This is a genomic window from Myxococcus llanfairpwllgwyngyllgogerychwyrndrobwllllantysiliogogogochensis, assembly GCF_006636215.1.
Taxonomy (GTDB): Bacteria; Myxococcota; Myxococcia; order Myxococcales; family Myxococcaceae; genus Myxococcus; species Myxococcus llanfairpwllgwyngyllgogerychwyrndrobwllllantysiliogogogochensis.
Map to the genome: position 1 here is coordinate 1 of NZ_VIFM01000327.1, position 11766 is coordinate 11766.

Genomic DNA, 11766 nt, shown 5'->3' on the forward strand with positions numbered 1-11766 from the left:
GACGGAGGCCGCGCCGGCTCCCGCCCCCCAGGCGTCGAGCCCCACCGTGACGGAGGCCCCCTCGTCCCATACGGAGAACGCCCCTTCCGAGGCCCAGCTCTCTCCGCGTCCGGATGCGGAGAAGACGCAGCTGCCCGAGGGCTTCGTGGAGGTCCTCAACCCGGCCTTCCCCAACGCCGCGCCCCCCGCGCCCGTCGTCCACCGGGGCCGCCGCTATGCCCTGGAGGACCTGGCGCCGTACTTCGGCGAGGGCAAGAAGCAGGAGGCCCGGGCGGCCTTCGACAAGGGCCAGTACAGCCGCGCCCGCGAGCTGCTGAAGGACGAGGGCACCACGCCTCCGGTGCGCTACCTGCGCGCGCTGGCCGCGCTGCGCTCCGGAGACGAGGAGACCGCCGCGAAGGAGCTGGCCGCGCTGGCGCCGGACTACCCCGCGCTTCAAGACCGGTGCCTCACGCACGCGGGCGTGGCGCTGGAGGGACTGCGCCGCTTCGACGAGGCGGCCGTGCTGCTGGCCCAGGTGTCACCGGAGTCCCGGCTGTACGTGGACGCCCGGCTGGCGCTGTCGCGGGTGCTGCGCAAGAAGAAGGACGCGGCGGGGGCCATGGCCGCGCTGGAGCCGCTCACGTCGCGTGCCGCGCCCAGCTGGGGGCGCAACGTGGGCGCCGAGGCGCTGATGGCCATCGCCGACATCGCGGCGGAGAAGAAGGACCGCGCCGCCGAGCGCGCCGCGCTGTGGCGCCTGTGGGGCGCGCATCCGCTGTCCGCGCTGGCGATGCAGGCGGAGAAGCGCCTCAAGGGACAGGCGGCCCCGCTGGAGGCCAAGGTCGCTCGCGGTGAAGCGCTGGTGGAGCTGCACCGCAACAAGCAGGGCCTGACGCAACTGGAGCCCATGCTGGCGCAGTTGAAGCTGCCGGAGCCGCTCGCGTGTCGCGCGCACTTCGCCTACGGCAAGGGCATGCGCAAGGAGCGCCAGCACACGCGCGCCATCCAGATTCTGTCGCAGGTGGTGGAGAAGTGTGAGGACCGGGACCTGCTGGCGCGGGCGCTGTATGTGCTGGGCTCGTCGCGCTCGATTGTCGATTCGGCGCGCGGGACGGACACGTACGAGCGACTGGCGCGTGAGTTCCCGGACCACAGCTTCGCGGACGACGCGTTGTTCTACGCGGCGGACCTGTACGTGAAGACGGACCGCCCCAAGGAGGCGATGGCTCGGCTGGACGAGCTGGCGCGGCTGTATCCGCAGGGGGACTTCCTGGGCGAGGCGCTGTTCAAGGCGTATTGGATCGCACGCACCAGCAAGGTGGAGGACGCGGGCCTGTCCTTCCTGGACCGCATCGAGCAGCGCTTCGCGCAGGCGGACGAGAGCTACGACGTGGAGCGCGCGCGGTACTGGCGGGCGCGCACGTTCCAGGACCAGGGCAACATCCAGGGCGCGGCGGAGCTGTTCGAGAAGATCGCGGTGGAGCACCCCGCGACCTACTACGGGCTGATGGCGCGCTCGCAGCTGTCCACGGTGGACCCGGCGCGGCTGGAGCGCATCTCCCCGGACATCTTCGCGGTGCCCGACGCGGCCAGTCCGTGGCCGCTGTTCGCGGGGCCGGTGGGCGAGGACCCGCACTTCCGCGCGGGCATCGAGCTGCTGCGGCTCGGGTTCCCGGAGGCCGTGTCATCGGAGTTGCTCGCGGTGAGCCGGACGAACCAGCCCGCGGAGGCCATCCGCCTGCTGGTGCTGGTGCTGCACGAGGCTGGTGACGAGCGCGCCGCGCACGCGGTGGCCCGGCTGGCGCTGCGCAAGGACTTGAGCGGCCGCATCACCCGCGAGACGCGCGTGGTGTGGGAAGTCGCGTATCCCAACGCGTTCCGCGAGCTCATCGAGAAGCACACGGCCGTGTCGGGCGTGGAGGCGGATCTGCTCCAGGCGCTGATGCGCGAGGAGAGCGCGTTGGATCCGAAGGCGCTGTCCTGGGCCGGAGCGCTGGGCCTCACCCAGCTCATGCCGTCCACCGCGAAGGGCGTGGCGAGGGAGCTGAAGCTCAAGCGCTTCACGGTGGAGCAGTTGCTCCAGCCTGATCTCAACATCCGCATGGGGGCGCACTACCTGGGCGGACTGCTCAAGAAGTTCGGCGGACACACGCCGTACGCCGTGGGCAGCTACAACGCCGGCCCGGGCGCGGTGAACCGCTGGCGCTCGGACAAGCCGGACCTGCCGCTGGATGCGTGGGTGGAGGAGATCCCCATCTCCGAGACGCGCGGCTACATCAAGCGCGTGCTGCGCTCGTACAACACCTACCAGCTCCTCTACGGCCGGGCGCCCAAGCTGCCTGTCATCAAGAGCGCCGCGCGCTGAGCGGTGGCCGGGAAGCCACCTTCGAGCGCAGGAGGACGGCCTGCGAGCAGCCGAGGGCAGGACTGTTCCCCCGGCCATGGATCGGCTTCCTCCGTTGAGGTACGTCCTCCCTAAATCGGCCGGATGTTCTGCGCGTTCATTCCCTTGGGCCCCCTCGTCACCTCGAACTCGACCCGCTGGTTCTCCTGGAGAGACCTGAAGCCGTCCGCGTTGATGGCGGAGTGATGTGCGAACACGTCCTCGCCTCCGTCATCCGGGGTGATGAAGCCAAAACCCTTGGCATCGTTGAACCACTTCACGGTTCCCGTCGTCATACTGCCGTCCTCGTGTGCCATTCCTGGGGATGTCCAGGTGATTGGTAATGAAATAGGGATGGGCGGGAAGGATTGCCCCAGACCTGGAGCAGGGCGTGCTCAGGCTCGCATGCTCTGCGAGGGACGGCTCACGATGACCTTCGAGCAGCGGACGCGCGGTTGCCGCCGTGCAAGCAGGCACAGGGCGACGAGCGCCAGCAGCAACGGCGTCACGGAACCTGGAGCGGCGCCGCACCCGAGAGCCCCCAGTCGGGGCTCGGAGTCGATGGAATAAGCCGCGGACTTCTCCACCTGGATGCGCACCGTCCCTGTCGAAGCCAGTCCCGCGGCGTCGGTGACGGTGAAGACGAGTGACACCTCTCCCTCGAAGTCAGGCGCCGCCTCGTACGTCATCGAGGGAGCCTCGCCGGACAGCTCGCCTGAAGCGGGGCGCGCGCTCACCGAGTAGGTCAGTGCGTCCTGGTCCGCATCCCGGGCATCGAGCACCACCGCGCGTCGCTCGCCAGCCTTCATCGTGAGCCGCGCGTTGCTCGCGATGGGGGCATGATTCACGGGCGTGATGTGCAGCGTCACCGTCGCGAAGGTGGTGTGCTCCTCATCGCTGACCGCGAACGTGAAGGAGTCCTCGCGCGATGCGCCCGCCCTGGGCCGGTACACGACATGGGGCAACGTGCCCGTGAGTTCTCCCTGCGACGGGCCTTCGCTCAACTCGAAGGTGATGATGTCTCCGTCCACGTCGCGGCCTTCCAGCTCCAGCTCAACCGGTCCCTCCGCGGACACGGTGACCTCGCGGGACATGGCCACGGGGGCGTCGTTGACGGGTTTGACGGAGAGGAGCACCTGGGCGGAGGTCGACTCTGTCACCCCATCACTCACGCGAAACGTGAGGTGGTCCTCGCCGTGGAAGTCGGGGTGGGGCGTATAGACGAGGTTGGGGGTCGTGCCCGAGAGCCGGCCGTGGCGGGGCAGCTCCACCAGCGAGTACTTCAGCGTGTCTTTGTCAGCGGCCAGGCTCTCCAGAATGAGCTCGACGGAGGTGTCTTCCGTGAGCACTTCCGAGCGATCAAACGCCATGGGGTCGATCTGCTCGGATTTCGGGAACCACATCCCCGGCCGCCCATGCTCATCCTCGAGGCCGCTCGTCACATAGACATAGCCTTCCTCTCCCTGGATGTCCGCAGGGGGCGTATCGGTGACGATGTTCACAAGGTCGTCGTCGGCCACGTCCTGTGCCGGATATTCGATGGCGACCTCGGGAGCTGACGGGTGCGGAATGCACATCTTGGCGTTGGAGCCTCCGGACGGCCCTCGTGCCGGAGCCACTGCGAGGGGCGCGGCGTCGTAGTCCACCATGCGCGCGTGGACCCGGAGGGCGGCGTAGGGCGGTCCGACGAAGCGCTGATAGGCGAGCAGGAAGCGGCTGGCCCCGACGGACGTCGCGCTCGGGAGTTGATACTCGAGCGCCAGCGAGCCCAACTCGACGGGGGGGTCGACCGTCCCGCTCGCTGAGTCGATCCTCGCGCCGAGCAAAAGGTTCGCCGTACTGTCGCCCGGCGCGGGCGAGAGCCAGTACACGAGTGTGGAGGTGCCGGTCGACGCCACCTGGGCCTGCCCCCAGAATGGCACCTCCTGCCCTGGTGACGAGAGCAGCCAGGGCTCCGGGTCCACCACCATTCCCTCTGTGTCCACGCGGAGCGCGCGGACGTTTCCTCCCTCCGTCCACGCGATGACGTGGTTCGTCCCGTCGAAGGCGATGGATGGCTTTTCGGGCGTCAGCTCGCTCTGCCGAACCAGGATGCGGCCCGGCGCGAGGACGGTGCCGGCCCTGCTCACGCGGACCGCCTCCAGTCGTCGGAGCACGCCGCTGCCGGAGGGATGGACCTCCCAGACGACGAGGAAGTTCGTTCCGTCGAACGAGACAGCCGGGTAGGACTCTGGGGCCCCACCGCCCAGGTCGATGCCCAGTGGATCGAGCACGACATCCGTGGGGCTCACGCGCGCTCCCCGGGCAATATCTCCGAAGCCAGACGACACCGGCGGCTCATCCCAGACGGCGAAGCAATCACCCCCACCACAGGCGAGTCGGGGTGCGTCGAGGAAGGACCGATGGGCGTGGATGGGGAACTCGCGGCGCAGGGGGACCCCGCTCGCGGAGATGCGGCGGCCATGGAGTCTGGGTGTCTCGATGCCCGTTCGGGTGTCGCGCCACACGACCAGGTAGTTCGTCCCATCAAAGGCGACGGCGGGTTCACCCTGATCGCCGGCCGTCTGGGAGATGACAAAACCTCCCGGCGTCAGCTCGACGCCCTCCACGCTCAGCAGGGTGCCGTAGAGGTCCGTCCCCTGGGGAAACGGGCGCTGCTCCATCCAGACCAGCAGGGTGCGAGTGCCATCCGAGGCCACCGCGGGCTCCTCCTGGCGGTTGGTGGACGTGCTGACCAACAGGCTCTCGGCGAGCACCGTGCCCGTGTTGCTCACCCGCGTCGCACGGATGTCCTCCTTGTCTTCGCCCTTCCCCCCATACCAGGTGATGAAGAACTCAGTTCCTGTTGACGCCATCCCACTGGGAGACGCAGTGAAGTTCCTGCGGTTCGCTACGAGCACCCGTCCGTTGGGATCCAGCACACCCCCGGAGGTCGTGATGCGCGCGCCATGGATGCCGCCGTAGCGCACGCCGTCGACGTAGCGCATGTCATGCCATGCGACCAGGAAGTGCGTGCCATTGAAGGCCACGCTGGCCATGGATTGATGCGCGAAGTTCGTGTGGATGATGAAGGTCCCCAGGACGATGCCCTCGGGGCTCACCCGTGCCCCAAGAATGTCCCGATTGAAGTCGAGCGGGGTGATCTGGTCCTCCCAGACGACGAGGTGATTCTGTCCGTCGAAAGCGACGACCGGGAGGACGGGGAAGATGGCATTGGGAGGACTGATGACGAACGACCCCAGGCTCGTGCCCTCCACCGAGACACGCGTCCCCTGAACGAGATTGCCGCGCGTGGAGACGACGAGGAAGTGGGTGCCACCCCAGGAGACCGTCGGCTCCCTGCCTTCACCCAGCTCCAGGCCCATGATGTCGAGCACGGCGCCCGAGGACGAGAGCCGTGTCCCTCGGAGCATGGGGCCCAGGTCGGGGGCGTATTCGCTCCAGGTGACCAGGTACTGGCTGCCCGAGAACGCCACGGTGGGCTTCCCATACACGCTTCCCGGGGCTGCACTGGCGAGTCGTCTGGGTGCGGGCTCCACCAGTTGGCCGTCCGACGTGACATGTGCGCCCAGGATGAGGTCACCTGCTTCACCCGGCCGCGTCGCATGCCAGACGACGAAGAAGTTCGTCCCCTCGAAGAGCACATGAGGGGTGGTGCTCTTGTCCGCGATGGGGCTGATGAGGACTCCCACCGGGTCCAGCACCTCTCCCGTCGGACTCACGCGGGCCGCGTAGATGCGCCCGCTTGAGCCGCCGTGCCGGTAGTCGGTCCACACCACCAGGTGGTGCGTTCCATTCCAGGCCACGGCTCCGTCGAACTGGTGGTCGCTCGCGGGGCCCATCGTCACGGCGCCGACCAGGGTTTCGAAGGAGAGCCCTGGTGCGAGGAATGCCGGGCGGGAGTCCGCCCACGCGGGCGTCACGGCCGCGATGCAGAGAAACACGGCGAGGCAGGCGAAGCCTCGCGGGCTCATTCGAAGAGACGACATGTGGACCTCGGGGAGCGCGGAGTCGGGACCGGCGAGCCGCCAGTGGATCGGCGGCGGACAGGGACAGCAGACTCCCTGAGGCGTGATTCCCGCATCACGGAACCATCATGGGTTCCTCACACGGGGTGCATTTCTTCCAATCCCTCCGCGTGCCGGATGGGCAGACTGTGGATATCCACCCTTGAACCAGGAGGTTCGTGATGAAGCCAGACACCACGGTTGCCATGAAGAAGGACGTGTCCCCGCAGCCTCGGTTGGGCATCCAGCTCGTGATGAAGAACGCGACCGCCGCGCTCACCTTCTATTCCCAGGTCTTCGGCGCCGAGGAGCGGATGCGGCTGGTGGAGCCCTCCGGTCGCCTGGGCCATGCCGAGATGCTCCTGGGCGGAGTGGTGCTGTCCATCGCGGATGAGTATCCGGAGTACGGAATCGTCGGGCCGCAGAGCCGGGGCGGGGCGACGAGCCTGCTCAACCTCTCGGTCGACGACGTGGACGCCATGGCCCAACGGGCCATCGCCGCCGGAGCCGTGCTGGAGCGTCCCATCAAGGACGAGTTCTACGGCGACCGCGTGGCCCACATCCAGGATCCGTTCGGCCACCGCTGGTCGCTCTCCATGCGCATCGAAGAGGTGTCGCCGGAGGAGATGCAGCGGCGCTTCCTGAAGATGGTGGGAGGCTGAGCGGCCCGCGCGGGCGTTCGAACCGGCCCGCGCGGCCTGTTCGTCCCGCTAGCCCTTGATGAATAGCAGCAGGTCCTCGTTGATGACGTCCTTGTGGGTCGAGCACATGCCGTGGGGGAAGCCCTTGTAGACCTTCAACTGCGCGCCCTTCACGAGCGTGGCGGTAATCTTCCCCGCGCCCTCGAAGGGGACAATCTGGTCGTCGTCGCCGTGCATCACCAACGTGGGCACGTCGAACTTCGCCAGGTCCGCGCGGAAGTCCGTCTCCGAGAAGGCCTTGACGGTGTCGTACTCGGACTTCAGCGAGCCCTGCAGACCCTGAAGGCGGAAGCTCTCCCTCAGGCCCTCGGAGACCTTCGCTCCCGGCCGGTTGAAGCCGTAGAACGCCATGCTCAGGTCTTTGTAGAAGGTGGAGCGGTCGCCACGCACGCCTGAGCGGATGTCGTCGAAGACCTTCATGGGCAGGCCGTTCGGGTGCCAGTCCGTCTTGAGCATGATGGGAGGCACGGCGCCAATGAGCACGGCCTTGGCGACGCGAGAAGTCCCGTGGCGGCCGATGTACCGCGCCACCTCGCCGCCGCCCGTCGAGTGGCCGACGTGCACGGCCTTGCGCAAGTCGAGCGCGGCGGTCAGCTCCGCGAGGTCATCCGCGAAGTGGTCCATGTCGTGGCCTTCCCAGGGCTGTGACGAACGCCCGTTGCCACGACGATCATGCGCGATGGTGCGGAAGCCTCGTTCGGACAGGTACATCATCTGGTCTTCCCAGGCATCGGCCGTGAGCGGCCAGCCATGGGAGAAGACGATGGGTTGTCCGTCCTTGGGACCCCAGTCCTTGAAGTAGATCTGGGTTCCGTCGCGAGTCGAAAGGTAGCTGCCCTGGAGCTTGCCGGCTTGAGTGGCCATACGAGGGTCCTTGGGTCGTGGGTAGATGCAACGGTTGCGAAGATGTGCCCCGTGTTCATGACCTGCCATCGGCCCCTGTCTCTCTGGCTCCTATACGAAAGGTTGAGAGGGGCTGACCCTCTGGACAAAGGACGCCGCCGCGTTTTGTCGCCATCGTCACGCGCACGTTCGCGAGGGAGTTCGCACCTGGCGGCCAGCCGGAACGGATGACCCGAGGCAGGGGGATTAGGAGGGCCGTGGCCCGTGCCGCCTGGTTGGTGGCCGGGCCAGCGCCCGGGAGCGGACATCCGGTGACTCGAATGGATGCACGGCGGGACGACGGTGCTACCCTGCGCCGCGATGAAGAAAGTCCTCGTGAGTCTGGCAGTGGTCTTCGTGCTGTTGGCGGCTGCGGGTGTGGGTGCGTTCTGGTGGGTGGAGCAGGCGGCGCATCAAGCCGTCGCGGCCCCCGGCGCGACCCCCGTGGAGTTCACCGTCCCCAAGGGCACCTCCGGGAGAGGTCTGGGCGTGCTGCTCGCCAACCAGGGCCTCATCCGTGATGCGCGGGTGTGGCGCTGGCATCTCTTCCGTCGTGGCTCGTTCTCGCCCAAGGCGGGACGACACCCGGTGAGTCCGTCCATGACGGTGGCGGAGCTGGCCACGGTGCTGGAGGGCAACCCGCTCCCCGACGATATCCCGTTCCTGGTGGTGGAGGGCTGGCGCCTGCGGGACACCGACGCGGCCCTCACGGCGGCGGGCTTCATCACCGCGGGCGCGTACATCACCGCGGCCAGCAATCCCAGTCGCTTCACCGCGCCGTTCCCCCTGCCCACCACCACGCTGGAGGGCTACCTGTACCCGGAGTCCTACGGCGTGATTCCGGGGAAGTTCGACGTCGAGGACCTCATCCAGCGTCAGTTGAATGCCTTCGGGGAGCGCTTCTACACGCCCAACCGGGACGCCATCTCCAAGAGCGGGAGAACGCTGCATGAGGTGGTGGTGATGGCCTCCATGCTGGAGCGCGAGGAGCCCGTGCCGGACCAGCGTCCGCTGGTCGCGGGCATCCTCTGGAAGCGCGTGGACAAGGGCTATCCGCTCGGCGTGGACGCGACGTCGCGGTACGTGCTGGCGCAGTGGAATGACCGCAAGGCGTTCCTCCAGCGACTGAGGGACCCCGAGGACCCGTACAACACGCGTCATCGCAAGGGCCTGCCCCCGGGTCCCATCGGCGCGCCCACGGTGGCGTCGCTCCAGGCCGCCATGGCGCCCACGCCGAGCGAGTTCTGGTACTACCTGCACGACGCGCAGAAGACGCTGCGCCCCTCGCGCAACGCGGAAGAGCACGAGGCGCTGCGCCGCAAGTACAACGTGTACTGACGCCGCTGGACACGGTGCTCGCTCCCTCGCCCACCAGGTAGAGGGAGCGCACCGGCCCTGACTGGCGTGACTGTTGCTCACCCATCGTCTCCTCTGGTCTCAAGGGAGCGGTGACGTGAGGCGGATGACGGTCGGGGCGGGTTGGAGGGGCTGGGGAGTGCTGTTCGCGCTCCTGAGTGGGTGCGGGGCTTCCCAAGGTGTGGCGCCGAGTTCCACGGAGGTGGTCGCTCCTCCAGATGGCCGGCGTGAGGAACTCGTCACCCGGACGTTGACGTTCGTCGCGGCGGCGGACACGCACGTCGTGGCGACGTCTCCGACGACGAGCTTCGGCTCCTCGGAGACGCTGGTGCTCGGTCGCTCGCCCGATGCCGAAGCCTACCTCCGGTTCCTCATCCAGCCCTTCGAGGGCACGATGACGACCGCGCGCCTTCGCCTGTACGTGCTGGAGGGCACGGAGGACGGGCCCACCGTCTACGACCCTCCGGGTGTCCGGACATGGAACGAGCTGACGACGTGGGACACCCGTCCTCAGTGGGGCGGCTATTGGGCGCTCGTCAGCGCGGGCCCCGTCGTCAGCGGGACGTGGATGGAGCTGGATGTCAGCGACCTGCACGTTTCCCAGCGCAGCTATCTCGACATCTTCATGGGGGGAGACAGCCCGGATGGCGTGACGCTCGCGTCGAGCGAACATCCGGACCCCGCGCTGCGCCCCCAGCTCGTCCTCACCATCGAGTCCGCGAAGGACCATCCGCCTCCGCGCCCCGAGCCGCTCCCGGTGTCGGGGACGCCCGTTTCGTTCGCTCCGAGCGCTGACACGTTTGTCTCCGCGGATGTGCCGGACTCCTCGGCCGGTGGTGTGTCGGAGGCGCTTCGCGTCGGGAGCACGCCGGAGCGAGAGGCGCATCTTCGCTTTTCCGTGCAGGGACTGACGGAGACAGTGCAGCGCGCGGTGTTGCGCCTGCGCGTTCGCGAGGATGGCACGGAGGGAGGGCCCTCGGTCTTCGCCACGCAGGGGGCATGGAGCGAGGCTGTCACCTGGAACACGCGCCCGACGAAGGTGGGCGGCTCGCTGGACCGCGCACCGTTCCTCGCGCCGTTCGGCTTCGCGGACTACGACGTGACGGAAGAGGTGCGAGGCGATGGCGACGTCACCTTCGGCCTGTATGCGAACTCCGGCGACGAGGTGTCGTTCCACTCGCGAGAGGTCCTCGCACTCGAGCCCCAATTGCTCGTCTGGACGGGGGCGCCCCGGACTGCTCCGACGGATGACTGCCTGACACGCCAGGAGGTTCTCGCGACCTCCATCCTCGCGTCGCAGGACACCTTCGTCACGCCGGACAGCCCCACCACGCAGCATTACCGCGAGGCCTCGTTGCGTGTGGATGCGTCACCGCGCGCGGAGAGCTACCTGGAGTTCGACGTACAACTGGGGGCGGCGCCGGTCCGCCGCGTGTTGCTGCGCCTCTATGCACTGGATGCCTCCGGGAATGGGCCCCGGTTGTTCCAGGCCGCTCCGTTCGATGAGGCGACGACGGACTGGTATCGCAAGCCCGCCATCATGGGGGGCGTGGTGGGGGACCTGGGGGCGCTGAAGAAGGACCAGTGGGTGGAGCTGGACGTGACGGACGTGGTGACGACGTCGGGGCGTCACGCCTTCGCGTTGCTCGATGGTTCCGCGGATGGGATGCGCTTCGCCTCGTCCGAGATGGAGGAGCGAGGGCTGCTCTCCGTCGCGCCGCGACTGGTGGTCATCACCGACAGCGAGCCCTTCTGTTCCTACCAGGGCACGCCTCCATCAGGCTCGACGGCGTGGGTGACTCAGTCGAGCGACCCCTCGGCGGAGCTTTCGACTCACTCGGCCCCCGCGCTCGACGGCGGCTTCGTCGTCATCAGCAGGGTGGAGCAACCGGTGACCAGTCCCCCGTCTTCCGAGCGGACGGATGTCGTCACCCTTCACCGCGCGGACGGGAGCGTCGCGTGGAGCCGCGCGTTCTCCCATCCGCAGGTGTCCTTCGAGCGGGTGGTGGTGACGAAGCAGGGAAATGTCCTGGTGGCGGGGAGCTACCTCGGTGCACCGGACCTGGGCACGGGCGCGCTGCCGCGAGGGCAGGGCATGTTCGTGATGAAGCTTTCGCCCACGGGCGGGGTGGTCTGGACGCGTGGCTACAAGGCGTGGTTCCAGCGGATGGACGAGTCCGTCGACAACCCGATGCAGGTGCTCGACCTGGCGACGGACGCGCATGGCAGCGCGCTCGTGGTGGGGACCTTCTGGGGCTACACGGACTTCGGAGCGGGGCCCGTCTATTCCGGCAAGCCGTTCCCGTATGACGACACGTATCCGAACTCCTTCGTCCTGAAGCTCCAGTGGGACGGCGCCTATCAGTGGGCGCGCACGCTGACGTCGGACTCGCTCCGGGGAGCCCAGGCGACGAGCGTGGCGGTGGACGCGGAGGAGAGCGTCACCGTCGGGGGC

Annotated in this window: 7 protein-coding genes; 4 read left to right on the top strand and 3 right to left on the bottom strand. The window is 68.1% G+C overall.

All coding sequences use genetic code 11. The features are described 5' to 3' along the window. On the top strand, positions 1-2347 hold a 2347-nt coding region (locus tag FJV41_RS43725; protein ID WP_141648571.1), incomplete at its 5' end, for a transglycosylase SLT domain-containing protein. A 110-nt stretch (positions 2348-2457) separates the two neighbouring features. Here FJV41_RS43725 and FJV41_RS43730 read toward each other — a convergent pair. Both FJV41_RS43730 and FJV41_RS43735 read right to left on the bottom strand, forming a co-directional pair. Next, positions 2458-2661, bottom strand: coding sequence for a cold-shock protein (locus FJV41_RS43730; protein WP_141648572.1), 204 nt, complete (start codon positions 2659-2661; stop codon positions 2458-2460). A gap of 99 nt (positions 2662-2760) precedes the next feature. Then, positions 2761-6354 (bottom strand): tandem-95 repeat protein, encoded by a 3594-nt coding sequence (locus FJV41_RS43735; protein WP_141648573.1) that lies wholly within the window; start codon positions 6352-6354, stop codon positions 2761-2763. 200 nt (positions 6355-6554) lie between these two features. On the opposite strand from FJV41_RS43735, the gene FJV41_RS43740 reads away from it, so the two are divergent. After that, positions 6555-7034 carry a VOC family protein gene (locus FJV41_RS43740; protein ID WP_141648574.1) on the top strand — a complete coding sequence of 160 codons (480 nt, stop codon included), beginning with the start codon at positions 6555-6557 and terminating at the stop codon, positions 7032-7034. 48 nt (positions 7035-7082) lie between these two features. On the opposite strand, the gene FJV41_RS43745 is transcribed toward FJV41_RS43740, so the two are convergent. Next, a complete protein-coding gene (locus tag FJV41_RS43745) occupies positions 7083-7937 on the bottom strand; it encodes an alpha/beta fold hydrolase (RefSeq protein ID WP_141648575.1) in 855 nt (284 codons plus the stop codon). Positions 7938-8276: 339 nt separating this feature from the next. Here FJV41_RS43745 and mltG point away from each other — a divergent pair, with 339 nt between their 5' ends. Next, positions 8277-9293 (top strand): endolytic transglycosylase MltG, encoded by a 1017-nt coding sequence (mltG, locus tag FJV41_RS43750; RefSeq protein ID WP_141648576.1) that lies wholly within the window; start codon positions 8277-8279, stop codon positions 9291-9293. A 199-nt stretch (positions 9294-9492) separates the two neighbouring features. Then, positions 9493-11766: CBM96 family carbohydrate-binding protein (locus FJV41_RS43755; protein ID WP_246137798.1), on the top strand; the 2274-nt coding region annotated here is incomplete at its 3' end.